This is a genomic window from Cellulomonas sp. ATA003 (genome assembly GCF_031582905.1).
Taxonomy (GTDB): domain Bacteria; phylum Actinomycetota; class Actinomycetes; order Actinomycetales; family Cellulomonadaceae; genus Pengzhenrongella.
In genome coordinates this window covers 517,514-535,705 of record NZ_CP133990.1, presented here as the reverse complement: position 1 = coordinate 535,705, position 18,192 = coordinate 517,514, and the positions used below count along the sequence as shown (strand labels likewise).

Here is an 18,192-nt window from a genome sequence, read left to right as displayed (position 1 = left end):
GCTGCTCATCGGCTGCTCATCGGCTGGCGGGGTGGGTGGCGGGTGGCGCCGCGTCCTCAGGCGAGGGTCGCGGTGTCGATGACGAAGCGGTAGCGGACGTCCGAGGCGACGACGCGCTCCCATGCCTCGTTGACGGCGTCGGCGGCGATGACCTCGATCTCGGCACCCAGGCCGTGCTCGGCGCAGAAGTCGAGCATCTCCTGCGTCTCGGCGATCGAGCCGATCGTCGAGCCCGCGAACGACCGACGCGCCCCGATGAGCGAGAACGCCCGGACCGGCTGGGGCTCGGGCGGGGCGCCCACGTTGACCAGCGTGCCGTCGACCGCGAGGAGCGACAGGTACGCGTCGAGGTCGAGCGCGGCACTGACGGTGTTGAGGACCAGCGCGAACGACCCGGCGAGCGCCGTGAAGGTCTCGGGGTCGCTGGTCGCGTAGTAGTGGTCGGCCCCGAGGCGCAGCCCGTCCTCCTGCTTCTTCAGCGACTGCGAGAGCACGGTGACCTCGGCGCCCAGGGCGTGCGCGATCTTGACGGCCATGTGGCCGAGCCCGCCCATGCCGACGACGGCGACCGTGGTCCCCGGGCCGACGCCCCAGTGGCGCAGCGGGGAGTACGTCGTGATCCCCGCGCACAGCAGGGTGCGGCGACGTCCAGCTCGAGGCCGTCCGGGATCCGCAGCACGAAGTCCTCGGTGACGACGACCTCCTGGGCGTACCCGCCCTGGGTCACGGTGCCGTCGCGGTCGGTGCTCGCGTAGGTCCCGGTGTTGCCGCGCAGGCAGTACTGCTCGTTCCCCTGGGTGCACTGCTCGCACTCGCGGCACGAGTTCACCATGCAGCCGACGCCGACCCGGTCCCCCACCGCGAACCCCGTCACCTCGGAGCCGACCTCGGCGACCACACCGGCGATCTCGTGCCCGACGACGAGCGGGAACGGCACCGGGCCCCACTCGGCGCGCGCGGTGTGGATGTCGGAGTGGCAGATGCCGGCGAAGCGGATGTCGATCCGGACGTCGTGCGGTCCGACGTCGCGGCGCTCGATCGTGGTGGGGACGAGCGGCTGGTCGGCGGCGGTCGCGGCGATGGCCTTGACGGTGGTGGGCACGGGGTCTCCAGGTGCGGGGTGAGGCGGGCGGATGGACCGCCGGCACGGTGGCCGGCAGGGGTTCGGCGGGATGGTCAGCAGGGTCGGTCGGGGGCTCGCTCCGCCGGGCTCCTGCCGGTGCCGGCGTGGTCCGAGGTCGATCCTGCGGCGCCGAGGACGACGGCGCCACCCGCCGACCGGAGGTGAGGTCGTCGTCACGCTCCCCGGCGCCGTGCGAGCACCGCGAGCGCGCTGCGGCTGACCGCGTCGGTCTCCCGGAGCATGGTGGCGTCGGCGCCCGGCATGGGGCTGATGACCGTGTCGCCGCGCAGGTCCTCGAGCGGGATGCCGATGAGGTGGACCGCCGGGTCGAGCGTGCCGTCGGCGCGCACGAGCCGGCTCGTCGCCGGGTCCACGTCGATCGCGGCGCTCGGTCGGCAGCCCCCGTCCGCGGTCGGGTGCAGCGCGGGCCGCAGGCGCCCGGCCTCGATGAGGTGCCCGAGGAGCACGTCGCGGGTCCGGCTCACGTCGTGCAGGTGCATCCAGGCGTCGACGAGCACGCGCGCCTCGACCCCGATCCCGCGACGAACGGCGACGCCGCGCGGTAGCACCCGGCCGCGGCGTCCACCACGACCGTGGCGTCCGGGCCGATGAAGTGCACGAGGCCGGCGTCGGCGAGCGCCAGCAGCTGCCGGCTGCGGAACGCCGGCGGGCCGCTGCCGACCATCCCGCCGAAGGCCATGAACCGCCGCAGGGCGCCGTCGAACGACTCCGCCGTCGCTCCACCGAAGGCGACGATCCGGGCGACCGGCTTGCGGGCCGCGCCCACCGACCACAGCGCGGCCTTCAGCGGGCTGTCCGCGCCGAGCGCGGCCTCCCGGAGGTCGTCGGCGACGTACCGGCGGACCCACGCGTCGTACGCCTCCGGGCTGTCGAACAGGTGGTCCGCCGGGTGCATCGCGGCCCGCAGGTCGAACCGCTGCGCCGGGTCCGGCACGACCTCGGCGATGCGGGCGTCGAGCGCGACGACGTCGTCCCCGAGCCTGTCCACGGCGGCGAGCACCTGGGCGAGGGCGGCATCCTCGTCCCGGCCCGGACCGGTGACGAAGGCCTCCGGGCGCACGCGCCGGAGCGTGGCGTAGTAGTCCGTGAACGCGTCCCGCACGACCAGGGGCCAGATGTCACGGCCGACGTCCACGGGTCGCGGGACCGCCGCCCAGTCCACGGACCGCAGGTGCCGGTGCGGCGCCGCCGGCGGGAGGCCGCCGTACAGCGACTTGGCCCGGAAAGGCACGCCGCGGCGGGACGTGACGTGGACGACGGGCTCCTGGCCGCTCGGCCGGTACACCAGGGTGCCGTCGTCCCTGGCGCCGTCGTCCCGGGCGGCGAACGTCCCGCCCCGCCCCAGGGTCAGCAGCGCGAGCGTGTCGAAGAACCCCATGCCCAGGCCCCGCGCGATGACCGGCTCGCCGGGGCGGATGCCGGACAGGTCCTGGCGGATCGGGCTCTCGGGGAGCACGTGCAGCAGGTCGGGGTGCTCCGCGGCCGCGGCGTCCAGGCGACCGTCGGCCTCGCTCGGTTCCCGGTCCACCCAGCCGGGCGCCAGGACGACGGCGTCGCACGGGACGGTCCGACCGTCGGACAGCCGCACGTGCTCCCGCCCGCCCACGTGGTCCACGGCGACCGCGCGGGCGGCGTGCGTGACCAGCGTCCACCCCTCGGGCAGGCGCGCCACCGCCCGGTCCCAGCACCAGACGAGGTACATGCCGTAGAGCGCGCGGCTGGGGTGGGACTCGGGCCGGATGCCGGCGAGCTCCTCGCGCAGGGCCGCGTCCGCGCCCAGCTCCTCGCGGACGGCCCCTTCGCGGAAGGTGGCGACGCGCTCCGGCGGGACGGCAGCCGCCGCGGCGGCGTGGTCGGGGGTCGGGTCCAGCTCGTGCCGCAGGAGCAGCGCCCACTCCAGCAGAGTCGGCCCCGGCACCGGGGGACCCTCGGCGCCGACGCTGTCGTCGAGGAAGAGGGTCACCGCGCCGGCGAGGGTGTTCATGCACATCTCCCGGCTCTGGTCGGTGCGCCACACCCGCCCGCTGCCCAGCTCGGCGTCGTCCACGACGTGGATCTGGAGCCGGGTGCCGGCCGGCACCCGGTGCGCGTGGGCGCCCAGCCGCTCGAGGACGGAGGTGCCGCGCGGTCCGGCGCCGACGAGGCACAGCGCGGCGGTGGTCGAGGTCATGCGCCTTTTGTACGCGGCTCGGGCGCCGTCCACCCACCCACGCCCCACCGCGCCCAGCCACCCGCGCGCCCAGCCACCCGCGGGCCGCCCCGGCACCGATGCGGGCGAGCGGGAATGAATCACCCCACCCGCGTTGTCGTGATCACTGGACCGCCGGGCCTCCGGCGCGCGGCCCGGCCCATGCCGGTCCTCGTCCGTCCTGCGACGGCGCGCTGCCCCCTCGGTCGCGCCTGCCGCCGTGCCACCACCTCGGGTGGGGCCCGCCGCGCTGCGACGCCTCACCCTGTTGCGAAAGAGACCGATGAGACGAGCCACCCGGTTCCTGCCCGCCGCCGTCATGGCCGCCGCCGCCCTCGCCCTCACCTCGTGCGCCACCGACGGCGCCGCGGGCGGCAGCGGCGACGCCGGCCCCGTCGTCTTCGGCGTCTCCGGTCCCCTCTCGGGGGACCAGGCGCAGTACGGCGAGGACTGGCAGCGCGGGTTCGACCTCGCCCTGGAGGAGATCAACGCCTCGGGCGACCTGGACCGTGCGGTCGAGATCGACTTCCAGGACAGCCAGGGCGAGGCCAGCCAGGCGACCGCGATCGCTCAGCGCTTCGTCAGCGACGACGAGGTCCTCGCCGTCATGGGCGACTTCTCCTCGGCGACGTCGATGGTCGCGAGCCCGATCTTCCAGCGCGGCGGTCTGCTGCAGCTGGGCATCACCAACTCCCACCCGGAGTTCACCAGCACCGGCGACTGGATCTTCAGCCCGTCGATCACCCAGGAGGTCGAGGGTCGCTACCTGGAGGACGGCGTCGCCGCCCTCGGTGACTCCGTGGCCGTGTTCCACCTCAACACCGACTGGGGCAACGCCGCGTTCGAGGTCTTCGAGGACCAGGCCGCCGCGAACGGCACCGAGATCGTCTACTCCACCCCGGTGGAGGAGACCTCGACCGACTTCCGGCCCCAGCTGCTCAGCGCCCGGGACTCCGGCGCCGAGACGCTGGCGTTCCTCACGTACTACAACACCACCGCCCTGCTCGTGCAGCAGGCGCAGGGCACCGGCCTGGCCGACGTCCCGGTGGTGGCCGTGAGCTCCAACTACTCCGAGGAGTTCACCGAGCTCGGCGCCGACGCGGCCGAGGGCACCTACGTCGCGACGGTGTTCTTCCCCGCGGCCGCCGACCCGGAGGTCCAGCGGTTCGTCGAGGCGTTCGAGGAGATGCACGGCGTCGCGCCGAACCAGTTCGCGGCCTTCGCGTACGACGGCCTGAAGCAGCTCGCGTGGGCCTACGGGAACAGCGACGGCACCCGCGAGGGCGTCCGGGACGCGCTGCGCGAGGGCACGGACATCCCGTCGGTGATCTTCGGGCCGTTCTCCTACAACGACGAGCGCCGGATCGACGACCCGACGTTCACCTGGCTCCAGGTGCAGGACGGCGCCTTCGTGGAGACGGACACCCTGACCTCCGGCAGCTGACGCGTCACCCGCGTCGGCACCGCGGCGCCGACGCGGGCGAGGCTCCCCGCGGCGCCGCCCCGCACCCACCCCACCGACCGACCGACCGACCGACCGCTGCACGATCGGAGCCCCGTGCTCGACATCCTTCTCGCCGGCCTGATCAACGGGAACGCCTACGCGCTGATCGCGCTCGGCCTCTCCCTCGTGATCGGCGTCGCGAACGTCGTGAACTTCGCGCACGGGTCGCTGTTCGCCGTGGGCGCCATGGTCGGCTGGCTGGTGACGAGCCACCTGGGGATGCCCCTGCCGGTCGGGGCGCTCGCGGCGGTGCTCGTCACCGGAGCGCTCGGCTGGCTCATCAACCGGGTGGCGGTCCGGCCGTTCAGCGGCAAGGCCCCCATCGCGGCGGTGCTCTCCACGATCGCCGTGATGATCATCCTCGACAACGTGACGCAGCAGGTCTTCGGCCCGCAGACCCGCCGGTTCGACACCGGCCTGCCGGACGTCTCGTTCCAGCTCGGCGGCCTCACCGTGGGGCTCATCGACGTCATCATCCTGGTGACCGGCGTGGTGCTCATGACCGTGCTGGCCCTCTTCCTCGGGCGCACGGCGACCGGCCGCGCCATCCGCGCCACGTCCCAGGACCGCGAGGCGGCCGCGCAGATGGGCGTGCCCGTCGACCGGGTGCAGTCCCTGGCCTTCGTCATCGCGTCCGCGCTCGGTGGCCTCGCCGGCGTCCTCGTGGCGGCCTACTTCACGACGATCGCCCCGACGCAGGGCTTCCAGATCGGCCTCGCCGGCATCGCCGCGGCCACCCTGGGCGGGCTCGGCTCGCTGCCGGGGGCGGTCGTCGGCGGACTGCTCCTCGGGGTGCTGGAGGCCTTCGGCGTCGCGCGGTGGGGCGACGCGGTGCGCCAGCTGATCACCTTCGGCGTCCTGCTCCTCGTGCTGTGGGTGCGCCCGTCCGGGCTGCTGGGCCGCGCGAGCATCCGTCGCGAGCCGCTGACCGGCACGTTCTTCGCGCAGGGCCGGCCCATCCGGATGGCGCGATGGCAGGTCGTCGTCCTGGCCGTCCTCGCCGCCCTGCCGGTTGTCCCCGGGCTGGTGGACGGCTACGCGGTGCAGGTCGGCACGCAGGTCATCGCCTTCGCCCTCGTGGCCTTGTCCCTCGTCGTGATCGGCGGGGCGGCCGGACAGCTGTCGCTCGGGCAGGCCGGGTCGGTCGCGGTCGGCGCCTACGCCGCCGCGCTGCTGACGAAGGAGGTGGGCTGGTCGTTCGTACCGGCCATGCTCGCCGCCGGCGTCATCTCCGCCGTCGTCGTGACGGCCCTGGCAGCTCCCGGCTGGCGGCTGAGCGGGCACTACCCGCGATCGCCACGCTCGCGACGGGGGCCGCGATCGTGTCGGTGGCGCTGGTGTGGACGCCCCTCACCGGTGGGGGCAGCGGGATCGCCGCCATCCCTCTGCCGAGCGTCCTCGGGGTCGAGCTCGGCACCGGTCCGCTGCTCTACGCGCTCGGGCTGGTCCTGCTGCTGCTCGCCCTGGCCCTCGTGCACCGCCTGCTCGGCTCCCACGTCGGCCGCGCCTGGCGCGCCGTCCGGGACGACGAGGTGGCGGCGCGCGCCGCGGGCCTCGCCACACCGCAGTACAAGTCGCTCGCGTTCGGCGTCGGTGGCTTCATCGCCGGCATCGGCGGCGCCTACTGGTCGGCGCAGTACGGGTACATCGACCCGCAGATCTTCTCGCCCAACCTGTCCTTCCAGTTCGTCATCATCGCGGTACTCGGCTCCATGCTCAGCCCGTTCGGGGCGGTCGTCGGCGCGGTCATCATGGTCGGCGGGCTGGAGGTGCTCCGCGCAGCGGCCGAGACCCGGCTCATCGTCTACGGGGTCGTGCTGCTGCTGCTCATCCGGTTCCGCCCGCAGGGCCTGTGGACCCGGGGCGGCCCACCGCTGAGGTGGGCGCGTGCCCGTCGGGGCGCCGCCCCGGCACCCACCGACGACGCAGAGGAGACCGTGGCATGAGGCCGCTGCTCGAGGTCCAGGGCCTCACCCGCCGCTTCGGCGCGCTCACCGCCGTGTCGGACTCGACGTTCTCGATCGGGGACGGCGAGGTGGTGAGCATCATCGGCCCGAACGGGTCGGGCAAGACGACGACGATCAACCTCATCAGCGGCGAGCTGCGCCCCGACGCCGGGCGCATCGTCGTCGACGGCCGCGACCTGGCCGGGTCGACCCCGGACGAGGTCGCCGCCGCGGGGCTGAAGCGCACGTTCCAGAACGGGCGCGTGTTCGGCAACAGCACGGTCGAGGCCAACGTGCTCGTCGGCCAGACCCTGCTGCGCGCGGCCGTGCCGCTGCGCCGGCTGCGACGCGTCCCCGTGCTGCGCTGGGTGGCGCTGGTCGCCGAGCTCGGCAAGGCGCTGGTGCGCACGCCGTCGATGCGCGCCGAGGAGCGCGACCTCGACGAGCGCGTGGGTGCCCAGCTGGCCCGGTTCGGCGACCGGCTGACCCCGCGCCGTCACCACGTCGCCGCGACCCTCTCCTACGCCAACCGGCGACGGACGGAGATCGCGCGCGCGCTGGCGTCGCAGCCCCGCCTGCTCCTGCTGGACGAGCCGACGGCCGGCATGAACACGTCCGAGACCAACGAGGTGATGCACCAGCTGCTCGACCTCAAGGCGCACGGGCAGACGATGCTGCTCGTCGAGCACAAGCTCGACCTGGTCATGACGGTGTCGGACCGCGTGATCGTGATGGACGACGGCGCCATCATCGCCGAGGGGACCCCGGCCCAGGTCCAGCGCGACCCCCGCGTCGTCGAGGCGTACCTGGGCACCCGTCGTCACCGGGCCCACGTCGCGGAGGTGGAGGCGCAGGGTGCCGCGGCGGCGACCGCCGGGGCCGTGGCGACGCCGGCGACCGGCGGGGCCGTGGCGACGCCGCCGACCGGCGGGGCCGTGGCCGCGCCGGCGACCGGCCGCGTCATCCCGGCGACCGACGTGCCGCCGCTGCTGGACGTCCGGTCCGTCGACGTCCACTACGGGCAGTTCCACGCCCTGCGGTCGGTGTCCTACTCCATCCAGCCGGGCGAGATCGTCTCGCTGCTGGGCGGCAACGCGTCCGGCAAGTCCACCTCGATGAAGACGATCCTGCGGCTCGTCCGGCCGTCGGGCGGCGACATCGTGTTCGACGGTCGCAGCACCGCGCACGAGTCCACGGCCGACGTCGTCCGGCGCGGAATCGCCTCGGTGCCCGAGGCCCGGCGGGTGTTCCCCGAGATGACCATCGAGGAGAACCTCCTGGTCGGGGCGTTCACCCGGCGCGCGGGGGCGGCCGCCCTGCGCGCGGACCTGCAGACGCAGTACGACCTCTTCCCACGCCTGGCGGAGCGGCGCACCCAGCAGGCCGGCACCCTGTCCGGCGGTGAGCAGCAGATGCTCGCGTTCGCGCGGGCGCTCATGTCGCGCCCCCAGCTCATCTGCATGGACGAGCCGACCATGGGCCTCGCGCCGATCGTCGTCGAACAGGTGCTGGACACGATCGAGCGCATCAACCGCGAGCTGGGCGTCGCGGTGTTCATGGTCGAGCAGAACGCCGAGCTGGCCCTGTCGATCGCGCACCGCGGGTACGTGCTGGTCAACGGCGCCGTCCGGCTGTCCGGCACGGCCGCCGAGCTGCTCGCGAACCCGGAGATCCGCGAGGCGTACCTCGGTCAGACCGCCCAGGTGGTCTGACCACCGAGCGGTGCGGCCGACGCCGGTGACCGGCGTCGGCCGCACCATGGTGACGCGTCGCGCAGCTACGCGCCGTCCCCCTGCGTGAACAGCCGCGGCAGGAAGTCGATGACCGCCTTCTGCCAGACGTCCCAGCTGTGCGGGCCCGGGATGACCGGGGCGAACTCGTGCTCCACCCCGGCGTTCTCCATGGACGCGAGGAGCGACATCGTCGCGCCGTAGGTGAAGTCCTGCAGGTCTCCGGTGTACACCCGCAGCAGCTCCGTGCCGTCGTTGATCGCCGCGACGTCCGCGCCGGCCGGCACGCCCCCGAACGCCGACATGGCGCCGATGTAGCCGAACTCACCGGGGTGCGCCCACAGCGTGCTCAGCGTGAGGCCCGAGCCGAACGACAGGCCGGCGAGCGCACGCTGGTCGCCCTCGGAGCTGACGTTGAACTGCGCCTCGGCAGCCGGCGCGATGCGCGTGGTGATCTCCGTGGGGAAGTCCACGCCGTTGCCGTTGGGCATGACGACGACCATCGGCTCGATCTCGCCCCGCAGGTGGAGGTTGTCGAGGATGCGGTCGATGTGGCCGACCTCGAGCCAGTCGGTCCACGTCTGCCCGCCACCGTGCATCAGGTAGAAGACGGGGTACGCCTCGGCGCGATCGGCGTCGTAGTCCGGGGCGTCCACACGTACGCCGAGCGCTCCTGCTCGCCCGCCGTGCTCGGGTAGGACATGACGCTGACCTCGCCACGCGCGTCGGCCGGCACCGCAGCGGTGTACTGGCCGCGGAGCGTGTCGCCCTCGACGGTGAAGGTGCTCCAGGTCGGCTCGGAGAACACGGTCGTCGGGTTGCCGGCGTCCTTGTGGTCGACGCCGTCCACCACGAACTTGTAGTAGTACGAGCCCCCTCGGGCACCAGCGAGAGCCGCCACGACCCGTCGGCCTGCTGGACCATCGGGGTGCGCGGCCAGCTCCCGGCCGGACCGAAGTTGCCCCAGACCGTGATGTTGTTCGCGCCGGCGAACTCGGGGCCGAGCTCGAACGTGACCACGCCGTTCTCGTCGATCCACGGCGTCGGCGTCGTCCCTGCCGGCGGCAGCTCGTGCGCCACGAACGGCACGTGACCCTCGCTCGGGCCCTCGTCCTCGACGTCCTGGAAGAGGCGCTGCGCGAAGTCGTGCAGGTTCTTCTGCCACGTGTCCCAGGTCCCGCCGGTCACCGGGTCCGAGCCGTCGGACTGGAAGTCCACGCCTGCGCTCGTCAGCGTGTCGACCAGCGCGACGGTGTCGTCGTAGGCGGGGTCGGTGACGTTGCCCGCGTACACGCGGATGAGGTCGGTCGAGTCGTTGATGCGCTTGACCCGGCCCCGGTTGATCTCCTGGTCGTAGCTGCCCGAGAACAGGCCGACGGATCCGAACTCGCGGGGCTTGAGCGCCAGGTTCTCCAGCACCTGGCCGGCGCCGTCGCCGATCCCGGCGATCGCGCGACCGGACGCCTCGTCGGAGATGTTGAACGCGTCCTCCGCGTCCGGCACCAGGTCCTTCGTCACGCGGGCACGGTCGTCGACCCCGCTGTCGCCCATGACGACCACCATCGGCTCGGCGTCCCCGTCGAGCGTGAGGTTGTCCAAGATCTGGCCGAGCCGGCCGAGCTCGACCCACTCGCGTGGGCTCTGACCCTCGTCCTGCAGCAGGTACAGGACCGGGTAGGGCTGCGTGCGGTCGGCGTCGTACCCGGGGGCGTCCAGACGAGCGCCTCGTGGTCGCGCCTGACTCCCTTGCCGTAGCCGAGCGTCTGGAGCTCACCGCCGCCGGCCACGTCGTCGAGCCACTCGGACCCCGGCCCGCGGACGAACAGGGTGCTGAGGGTCGGCTTCGAGGTCACCTCCTGCGGTGCGTCGGGGTTGCGGAAGGCGACGGCGTCCTGGTCCACGGCCGGACGCACGGCGTACTCGTAGAGGTACAGGCCCGGCTCCAGCGGGCCGATCGTCGCGGTCAGGTTCGGTCCGCTGGTGCCCGTGTTGAGGGTGGTCCACGCCTTGCCGGGGCCGAAGTTGCCGTGGACGGCGACGAGTCCGTCCTCGATCCCGGTGGCCTCGGTCACCGCTTCCGCCGGCACCGTGAAGCGGTAGACGTCGGAGATCGGGTTGTTCGGCACCTCCGCCACCCAGGGGTCGACGCTCACCGCGTCCGCCGTCGCAGGCGGCGCGACGAGCAGCCCCGCCGCTCCCAGGGCGGTCGCCGCGGCGGTCGCGAGCGTCCTGCGCCCCCGCCTCCGTCGCCGTGTTCGGGCGGTCGCCCCCGGTTGAGATGTCATCGTCATCGACTTGCCTCTCGTCCGCAGTTCCAGCTCAGGGACCGGCACGACGCCGTGCCCCGATGAGGGGCACGCCGCTACCTACTCGTTTACGACGTCGTAAACCCTCACGCGGAATGCTGGGGTGCCCACCTGCGCCTGTCAAGACTCGGGCTCGCTCGCCGCGGGCATTCGGCGGGGATCGGTCGGCGGGTTCCGGGGTCAGATCAGGCCGAGCTCGGCGAATGCCGTCGCCAGGCCCTCCCGGCGCGGGCCGCCCGTCGTGCGGTCGGCTGCGGCGAGCACCCGCGGATCCGCACCCTCGATGGCCACGCCCACCCCGGCGTGCCTGAGCATCTCCACGTCGTTCATCCCGTCACCGAACGCGATCACGTCGTGCGCCACCAGACCCAGGTGGGCGCTGACGACGTCGATGCCCGCCGCCTTGTGCACCCCGACCAGGTGCAGCTCCCTGACGACCCGCCCATGCCGGGGATGGAGCTGGGCAGCGCACCGACACCGGGTCCCATCGCGACGGCCAGATCCTCGACCGGGACGGAGGAGTCGACGACGGTGACCTTCCCGAACGACGCCCCGGTCAGCACGTCCGCCGTCCGCAGCGCCGCGAGCGCGTCCTCCGGCCCCTCCGCCGTACCCAGGTCCCCGGGCTCGTCCGGGTCCAGGTGCCCACCGAGGAGGTCCCGCAGCCGCCGCTCCGCGCGGGCCGGGCCGAGCAGGACGTCCGGGGCCTCCAAGACGTACGCGACGTCGTGCGCCTCGAGCACCCGCACGACTCGCTCGGCGAGCTCGGGCGGGAACCGGGTGTCGAGCAGCACGACGCCGTCGACCTCCACGTACCCACCGGCGGCCGCGACGATCCCGTCGAACCCCGCCGCCAGCAGACGTGGGGGCAGCATGCACCGCGGCCGTCCGGTGCACAGGAGCACCAGGTGCCCGTTCGCCCGGGCAGCACGCACCGCCGCGACGTGCCCTGCCGGCGCCACCCCGCGGTCGGCGTAGGTGCCGTCGACGTCGAGGAACACCGCGCGGCGAGTGGTCATGGGCCCATCCTCCCCGGCCGGCCGGGGAGGTCAGTGCGCCAGGACACCGGACGGCGCGGCCGAGGTCGGCTTGCGTACGAGCAGCACCGCGGGGATCAGGACGAGCGAGACGACGGCGGCGACCCGGAAGGCGGCACGGACACCGGCGATCGTGCCCGTCGCCTCGGTGGTGTCGCTCCCGGCCGCCGTCGCGGCGACGGCGACCACGGTGACGAAGACGGCGGTCCCCGAGGCGGCGGCGACCTGCTGGAGGGTGCCGAGCACGGCGCTGCCGTGCGAGTAGAGCCGCGGCGGCAGGGATCCGAGGCCGGCCGTCATGAGCGGCGTGAAGGTCGCCGCGAGGGCCACCATGATCGCGACGTTGGCGCCGACCAGCAGGGCCGTCGAGGTGGCCGCGCTCACGGTGGACAGGACCCACAGGCTGCCGCTCATCAGCAGCGCGCCCGTGAGGAGCAGCGCGCGCGGTCCGTGGGCGTCGTAGATCCGCCCGACGAGCGGGCTGGCGATCCCCATCGCCAGGCCTCCCGGCAAGGTGATGAGCCCCGTCTGCAGCGGGTCCAGCCCGAGCCCCCGCTGGACGAACAGCGGGATGAGGACGAAGGCGCCGAACATCGTCGCGGTCGCGAGCAGCATCGCGACCATCGAGATCGAGAAGACCGACGAGCGGAAGACGCGCAGGTCGAGCAGCGCACGGTCGCTGCGCTGCAGGATGATCTGCCGCGCCACGAACGCGAGCAGGAAGGCACCGCCGACGGTGAACAGCACGCCGACCGGGATCGCCGCCTCGCCCTCCGCTGCCTCACCGATGCTCGCCATCCCGTAGACGAGTCCGCCGAACCCGAGCGCGGCGAACGGGACGGACATCAGATCCACCCGAGCACGCGTGGTGTCCGCGACGGGGACGAGCCACCTCGCACCCAGCGCGAGCGTGAGGAGCGCGATCGGCAGGACGACGAGGAAGATCGCGCGCCAGCCGAACTGGCCGAGGATGAACCCTGAGAGGGTCGGCCCCAGGGCCGGCGCGACCGAGATGACGATCGAGATGTTGCCCATCATCAGGCCGCGTCGCGCCACCGGGACGAGGGTCATCACCGTCGTCATCAGCAGCGGCATCATGATCGCCGTGCCGGACGCCTGGACGATGCGGGCCGCGAGCAGCATGCCGAAACCGGGGGCCAGCGCCGCCGCCAGGGTCCCCGCGCTGAACACGCTCATCGCCAGGATGAAGAGCGATCGGGTCGGCACGCGCTGGATGAGGAACCCCGTGAGCGGGATGACGACCGCCATGGTCAGCATGTACGCGGTCGTCAGCCACTGGGCCACGCTCAGCGCGACCCCGAGGTCCACCTGCAGCACCGGCAGCGCGACGCTCATCACGGTCTCGTTGAGGATCACGGTGAACGCGGCGACCATCAGCACGAGGATGACGCTGCGGTGCTGGCGCGAGAGCCGGTGGGCCGACGGGTCGACGTCGACGGCGGGGCGGTCGACCTGCGCGGGCGGGATGGCGACAGGTCGACGCCCGTCGCCGCGTTCGACGTCTGCGTCCGTGCGGCCGCTCACATGATGCCCTTCTGCGTGGTCGATGGAACGCCCGACCCGGGGCACGCGCGCGTGGCCGCGCCATGACCGCCCGGGCGCGCACCGGCGGTGGTCCCCACGGTGAGCCGTGCCGCTCGAGGCGGTACCTGTGCCGCTCGAGGCGGCGCACGGAGTCTAGGTGGGCGCACGGTCATGGTGCGACGCGATAGGTGCTGGGCTCGCGCCGCCCGGACCGGCGGGTCAAGGTGGGTGTACGACGCCCGTCGGGACGTCGCGGCCGCGGGACACCCGAGTCCCGGTCACCCGTCGTCGAAGGGCCTCACCGTGCAGTACCGCACTCTCGGGCGCAGCGGCGCCGTCGTCTCCACCCAGTGCCTGGGCACCATGACGTTCGGCGCCGAGGCGGACGAGGAGACCTCCGGACGGATCATGGAGACCTTCGTCGAGTCCGGCGGCACCTTCCTGGACACCGCGGACGTGTACAGCGCGGGCGTGTCGGAGGAGATCATCGGCCGCTGGCTGGCCCAGCACCCGACCGACGCGGCGCAGATGGTCGTCGCCACCAAGGGCAGGTTCCCCATGGGACAGGGCCCCAACGACCTGGGGCTGTCCCGCCGGCACCTGCGTGATGCGCTCGACGCGTCGCTGCGCCGGCTGGGGAGGACCACGTGGACCTCTACCAGGTGCACGCCTGGGATGCACTCACCCCGGTCGAGGAGACGCTGCGCTTCCTGGACGACGCCGTCGCCGCCGGCAAGATCTCGTACTACGGCTTCTCGAACTACCTGGGCTGGCAGCTGACCAAGGCGGTGCACGTCGCACGCGCGCACGGCTGGACCGCGCCGGTGACCCTGCAGCCCCAGTACAACCTGCTCGTGCGGGACATCGAGCACGAGGTCGTGCCCGCAGCGCTGGACGCCGGCCTCGGGCTGCTGCCGTGGTCACCGCTGGCCGGTGGGTGGCTGAGCGGCAAGTACCAGCGCGACGTCGACCCGACCGGCGCCACCCGCCTCGGGGAGAACCCGACCCGGGGCATGGAGGCGTGGGCCGCGCGCAACGCCGACGAGCGCACCTGGCAGGTCCTCGACGCCGTCGGCGCGGTGGCGGACGCGCACGGGGTCTCCGCCCCCCAGGTCGCACTCGCCTGGCTCGGAGCCCAGCCCGGGGTCACCTCGGTGATCCTCGGTGCCCGCACCACCGAGCAGCTGACCGACAACCTCGCGGCGGCCGACCTCGAGCTGACCGCGGCCGAGCTCGAGGCGCTGTCGAGCGCGAGCGCTCCTCGCGCCGACGACTATCCCTACGGTCCCGCCGGGGTCCAGCAGCGTCACCGCGTCCTCACGGGCGGTCGCTGAGGCCCCCGAGGCGGTAGGTCCGCCGGGCGTTGCCACCCCAGAACGCGGCGCGCTCGTCGGTGCCCCAGGCCGCGGGGAGCAGGGCCGCCGCCGCGTCCAGCCATCGCCCGTAGTCCCCCGCGAGGTTGAGGACCGGCCAGTCGGAGCCGAACATGACGCGGTCGGGCCCGAACGCGTCGAACGCACGGTCCACCGCCGGGCGGAGGTCGGCGACGGTCCATCGGGACCAGTCCGCCTCGGTGACCAGCCCCGAGACCTTCGCGGCGACGTTCGGGTGCGCGGCGAGACGGTGGAGGTCCTCGGCCCACCGGGTCAGGTCGCCGTGCACGAGATCCGGTTTGGCGAGGTGGTCGAGGACGAAGGTGGTCCCGGGCAGCGCGCCCACGAGGTCGGCCGCCGCCCCGAGCTGGCCGTCGCTGACGAGCAGGTCGTAGACGAGCCCGGCGTCACCCACGGCGGCGACCCCTCGACGGACCGACGGCCGCGCCAGGAAGTCGGGATCCGGCTCGGACTGGACCAGGTGCCGGATGCCGACCAGCCGGTCACCGCCCGGCGCCGCCCGCAGCGCCGCGAGCCGCTCCGCCACGTCGGGCGACTCGAGGTCGACCCAGCCCACGACGCCGCGGACGACATCGCTCGTACCGGCGACGGCCAGCAGCTCGGGCGTCTCGCTGGGGGCGTGCACCGACTGCACGACGACGGACGCCGTCACACCCGCCGACCGGGCGAGGTCGGCGTAGTCCGCCTCGGTGAAGTCGTCGTCGATCGCCGCCATGCTCGTCGGGTCCATCCACGTCTGGGGGTGTCGCGCCCGCACCCACAGGTGGTGGTGGGCGTCCACGACGTCCTGCGGACGGTCCTCCCGGTGTGGCTGGTCGGCTGCGACGGACCTCCTCGCCACGGTCACACCACCCCACGCAGCGGGGCCTCGACGGGCAGGCCGGCGGTCAGGCGCATCGTCGCCGTGGCGTCGCCGAGGCGGACGACGGCCGTCGTGTCGCGGTCCGCCGTGAGGACCGCCCGGTCGAGGGCGCCGCCCGACCACTCCACGTCCACGACGAGCCCGCCCCGGGCGCGCAGCCCGCGGACGGCGCCGTCCCGCCATGACGGCGGCAGGCACGGCAGGAGATGGATCTCCCGGCGCCCCGGGGCGCCCTCCGCGAACCGGTGGCTCTGCACCAGGAGCTCGGCCACCCCCGCCGTGAACCCGAAGTTCCCGTCGATCTGGAACGGCGGGTGCGCGCACAGCAGGCTGCGGTAGACGCCGCCCCCACGGACGGACACCGCGTGGTCGGCCTCGGCCGGCACCGGGCGCAGGAAGTTCTCGACCATGAGCTCGGCGCCCCGGCGGTCGCGCAGCCGTGCACGCAGGTTCAGCCGCCAGGCGAGCGACCACCCGGTCGACTCCGGACCCCGGGCGTCGAGGCTCGCGCGGGCCGCCGCGGCCAGCGCCGGGTCCTGGTCGGGGTCGATCCGGCCGCCCGGGTGCACGCCGTACAGGTGCGACTGGTGCCGGTGCTCGGGCTCGGCCTCGACCAGGTCGGCGAGGTGCCACTCGGCGATGCGGCCGTCCGCCGTCACGCGCTCGGTGGGGAGCCGCTCCAGCACCGCGTCGATCCGGGCGACCAGCTCGGCGTGCTGACGCTCGGCCGCGGGGTCCCCGGTCAGCACGACCGCCGACACCCGGCGTGCGCTCTCCAGCAGGTCCCGCGCCATCGCGAGGTCCGACGTCGTCGACGTCGTCGCCGCGGCCGGGCGGCCGTCGGGGGCGAGGTAGGAGTTCTCCGGGCTCGTGGCCGGGCACGTCCCCAGCGTCCCGTCCGGCAGCTCGACCAACCACCCGAGCACGAAGTCCACCGCACCGGCGATGACCGGCCATGCCCGGAGCAGCGCCGCGTCGTCGCCCAGGAAGTCGTGGTGCTCGACCAGGTGACGGGTCAGCCAGACGCCACCCCACGGCCAGAACGACCACCCCGGGTTGTCCCCGCCCTGCCCGACCGGCTCGGCGAACGCCCATGCGTCGGAGTTGTGGTGCGCGGTCCACCCGGGCTGGTCGTAGAGCTCGCGGGCGGTCGCGCGACCGGCCGCGGCGAGCTGCTCGAGCCAGCGGGTCAGCGGCTCCTGGCACTCCGCGAGGTTCGTGCTCAGCGTGGGCCAGTAGTTCATCTCGGTGTTGATGTTGATGGTGTAGTTCGAGCTCCACGGCGGTCGCGGGGACTCGTTCCAGATGCCCTGCAGGTTCAGCGGGAGGGTCCCCGGGCGTGACCCGGCGATCGTCAGGTACCGGCCGTACTGGAACGCGAGGGCGGCCAGGTCCAGGTCGTCATGGGTCTCGGCGTTGCGGGCGAGCCGGTCGGCCGTGGGCAGGGACCGCTGGGGCGGCCCGTCGACGGGCCCCAGTCGCAGCGCCACGCGGCCGAACAGCGCACCGTGGTCGGCGACGTGCTGCTCGCGCAGCGCGGGCACGCCGGCGTCGGCGGCCGCGGTCAGCCGCTCGTGCGCGACGGCACGCAGCCGGGCGAGGTCGCCGTGGAGCGGGGTGACCGCGTCGGCGTAGTCGCTCTCGGAGGTCAGCAGGACGGTGATCCAGGTCGCGCCGCGGACCTCGACGCCGCCGGGCACGGGGGCGGACCGGCCGTCGGTGCGGACCCGCACGCCGACGGCGCACGTGACGCCGTCCCCGGGGCCCGGGCTCGGGGTCACGCCGGTCCCGGTCGTGGGGACGTAGTCGGGGAGCACGGTCGCCGGCATCCGGACGGCGGCCGACCAGTCGGCGCCGTCCGGCGCGGAGTCCTGCTCGACGCCCGTCAGGGTGTGCACCGAGGTCACCGCGACGTCGACGTCCATCGGGGCGGTACCGGTGCGGTGCAGCACGAGCACGCCGGCGGGGCGGCTGACGAACACCTCCTGCTCGACGGTCCCCGAGCCGGTGCTCCACGTGTGCCCGGCGGTGCCCTCACCGAGGTCGAGCCAGCGCCGGTAGTCGGTCGCCGGGCCGGAGCCCGCCGCGCCGTCGGGCACGGTCAGCCACAGGTCCACGAGCGGCTGGTAGGACTCGACGTACCCGCCTTGGAGCCGCATGACCTGACGCTCGGCCTCCCGCACGTCGCCGTCCGCGAGGGCGGCCCGGGCCGCGCGCAGCACCTCCGGGCCCTCCCCGTCGGCAGGTCGGCACCGCGTACAGGGGCGAGCCGAGGGGACCCGGACCAGCAGGTGTCGTCGTTGATCTGCAGCCGGTCGCGGGCGGTCCCGGCGAACACCATGGCGCCCAGGTGTCCGTTGCCGATCGGCAGCGCCTCCACCCACCCTTCCGGGGGCGAGGTGTACCGCAGGGTCGTCGCCGAGCCAGGGGTCGCGGCGTCGTGGGAGCGGGCGGGGTCTGCCATGTGCGGTGTGTCCTCTGCCGGGTGCCACGGGTGTGGTCGTCGTCGGTCGGGGGTCGTGCGTCGGTGCGCCGG

General features: G+C 73.8%; 15 protein-coding genes and 4 pseudogenes. 7 read left to right on the top strand and 12 right to left on the bottom strand.

The features are described 5' to 3' along the window. Positions 1 to 56 precede the first annotated feature (56 nt). The 3 genes and pseudogenes from REH70_RS02670 to REH70_RS02660 all read right to left on the bottom strand — a co-directional run bounded on the left by REH70_RS02670 (position 57) and on the right by REH70_RS02660 (position 3,314). Positions 57 to 1,102, bottom strand: a pseudogene (locus tag REH70_RS02670) (NAD(P)-dependent alcohol dehydrogenase). A gap of 194 nt (positions 1,103 to 1,296) precedes the next feature. Next, positions 1,297 to 1,641 (bottom strand): hypothetical protein, encoded by a 345-nt coding sequence (locus REH70_RS02665; protein ID WP_310751944.1) that lies wholly within the window; start codon positions 1,639 to 1,641, stop codon positions 1,297 to 1,299. Then, complete coding sequence (locus REH70_RS02660) at positions 1,605 to 3,314, bottom strand: FAD/NAD(P)-binding protein (RefSeq protein WP_310751941.1); 1,710 nt, start codon at positions 3,312 to 3,314, stop codon at positions 1,605 to 1,607. Before REH70_RS02660 ends, REH70_RS02665 begins: the two co-directional genes overlap by 37 nt. A gap of 301 nt (positions 3,315 to 3,615) precedes the next feature. Between REH70_RS02660 and REH70_RS02655 the strand changes: the two genes are divergently transcribed. The 5 genes and pseudogenes from REH70_RS02655 to REH70_RS20270 all read left to right on the top strand — a co-directional run bounded on the left by REH70_RS02655 (position 3,616) and on the right by REH70_RS20270 (position 8,494). Further along, positions 3,616 to 4,776 carry an ABC transporter substrate-binding protein gene (locus REH70_RS02655; RefSeq protein ID WP_310751938.1) on the top strand — a complete coding sequence of 387 codons (1,161 nt, stop codon included), beginning with the start codon at positions 3,616 to 3,618 and terminating at the stop codon, positions 4,774 to 4,776. Positions 4,777 to 4,890: 114 nt separating this feature from the next. Next, positions 4,891 to 6,111: pseudogene (locus REH70_RS02650) on the top strand (hypothetical protein); the annotation flags it as partial. A 47-nt stretch (positions 6,112 to 6,158) separates the two neighbouring features. After that, complete coding sequence (locus REH70_RS20280) at positions 6,159 to 6,782, top strand: branched-chain amino acid ABC transporter permease (RefSeq protein WP_396134716.1); 624 nt, start codon at positions 6,159 to 6,161, stop codon at positions 6,780 to 6,782. Further along, positions 6,779 to 7,591: pseudogene (locus REH70_RS20275) on the top strand (ABC transporter ATP-binding protein); the annotation flags it as partial. The gene REH70_RS20280 and the pseudogene REH70_RS20275, both read left to right, overlap by 4 nt. A gap of 177 nt (positions 7,592 to 7,768) precedes the next feature. Then, on the top strand, positions 7,769 to 8,494 hold the full coding sequence (locus REH70_RS20270) for an ABC transporter ATP-binding protein (RefSeq protein WP_396134715.1): 726 nt from the start codon (positions 7,769 to 7,771) through the stop codon (positions 8,492 to 8,494). Between the two features lie 65 nt (positions 8,495 to 8,559). On the opposite strand, the gene REH70_RS02640 is transcribed toward REH70_RS20270, so the two are convergent. Together REH70_RS02640 and REH70_RS02635 are read right to left on the bottom strand one after the other, a co-directional pair. Then, entirely contained in the window at positions 8,560 to 9,168 is a 609-nt protein-coding gene (locus REH70_RS02640) for an alpha/beta hydrolase-fold protein (protein WP_310751928.1), read from the bottom strand. Further along, positions 9,111 to 9,413 (bottom strand): hypothetical protein, encoded by a 303-nt coding sequence (locus tag REH70_RS02635; RefSeq protein WP_310751925.1) that lies wholly within the window; start codon positions 9,411 to 9,413, stop codon positions 9,111 to 9,113. Before REH70_RS02635 ends, REH70_RS02640 begins: the two co-directional genes overlap by 58 nt. Positions 9,414 to 9,470: 57 nt before the next feature. On the opposite strand from REH70_RS02635, the gene REH70_RS02630 reads away from it, so the two are divergent. Beyond that, on the top strand, positions 9,471 to 9,605 hold the full coding sequence (locus REH70_RS02630; RefSeq protein ID WP_310751922.1) for a hypothetical protein: 135 nt from the start codon (positions 9,471 to 9,473) through the stop codon (positions 9,603 to 9,605). Between the two features lie 421 nt (positions 9,606 to 10,026). On the opposite strand, the gene REH70_RS02625 is transcribed toward REH70_RS02630, so the two are convergent. The 4 genes from REH70_RS02625 to REH70_RS02610 form a co-directional block, all read right to left on the bottom strand. Continuing rightward, on the bottom strand, positions 10,027 to 10,665 hold the full coding sequence (locus REH70_RS02625; RefSeq protein ID WP_310751919.1) for a hypothetical protein: 639 nt from the start codon (positions 10,663 to 10,665) through the stop codon (positions 10,027 to 10,029). 333 nt (positions 10,666 to 10,998) lie between these two features. Continuing rightward, complete coding sequence (locus REH70_RS02620) at positions 10,999 to 11,181, bottom strand: HAD hydrolase family protein (RefSeq protein ID WP_310751915.1); 183 nt, start codon at positions 11,179 to 11,181, stop codon at positions 10,999 to 11,001. Beyond that, positions 11,166 to 11,837, bottom strand: coding sequence for an HAD hydrolase family protein (locus REH70_RS02615; protein ID WP_310751913.1), 672 nt, complete (start codon positions 11,835 to 11,837; stop codon positions 11,166 to 11,168). The genes REH70_RS02620 and REH70_RS02615 overlap by 16 nt, the downstream gene beginning before the upstream one ends. A gap of 30 nt (positions 11,838 to 11,867) precedes the next feature. Then, a complete protein-coding gene (locus tag REH70_RS02610) occupies positions 11,868 to 13,400 on the bottom strand; it encodes an MDR family MFS transporter (RefSeq protein WP_310751910.1) in 1,533 nt (510 codons plus the stop codon). Positions 13,401 to 13,703: 303 nt separating this feature from the next. On the opposite strand from REH70_RS02610, the pseudogene REH70_RS02605 reads away from it, so the two are divergent. Further along, a pseudogene (locus tag REH70_RS02605) lies at positions 13,704 to 14,734 on the top strand (aldo/keto reductase). On the opposite strand, the gene REH70_RS02600 reads toward REH70_RS02605, so the two are convergent. The 3 genes from REH70_RS02600 to REH70_RS20265 form a co-directional block, all read right to left on the bottom strand. Continuing rightward, positions 14,718 to 15,575 carry an amidohydrolase family protein gene (locus REH70_RS02600; RefSeq protein ID WP_310751907.1) on the bottom strand — a complete coding sequence of 286 codons (858 nt, stop codon included), beginning with the start codon at positions 15,573 to 15,575 and terminating at the stop codon, positions 14,718 to 14,720. The pseudogene REH70_RS02605 and the gene REH70_RS02600 overlap by 17 nt on opposite strands. A gap of 62 nt (positions 15,576 to 15,637) precedes the next feature. Then, on the bottom strand, positions 15,638 to 17,875 hold the full coding sequence (locus REH70_RS02595; protein WP_396134714.1) for a glycosyl hydrolase family 95 catalytic domain-containing protein: 2,238 nt from the start codon (positions 17,873 to 17,875) through the stop codon (positions 15,638 to 15,640). Next, positions 17,758 to 18,120: a glycoside hydrolase N-terminal domain-containing protein gene (locus REH70_RS20265; RefSeq protein WP_396134649.1), complete on the bottom strand. Its 363-nt coding sequence runs from the start codon at positions 18,118 to 18,120 to the stop codon at positions 17,758 to 17,760. Before REH70_RS20265 ends, REH70_RS02595 begins: the two co-directional genes overlap by 118 nt. Positions 18,121 to 18,192 lie beyond the last annotated feature (72 nt).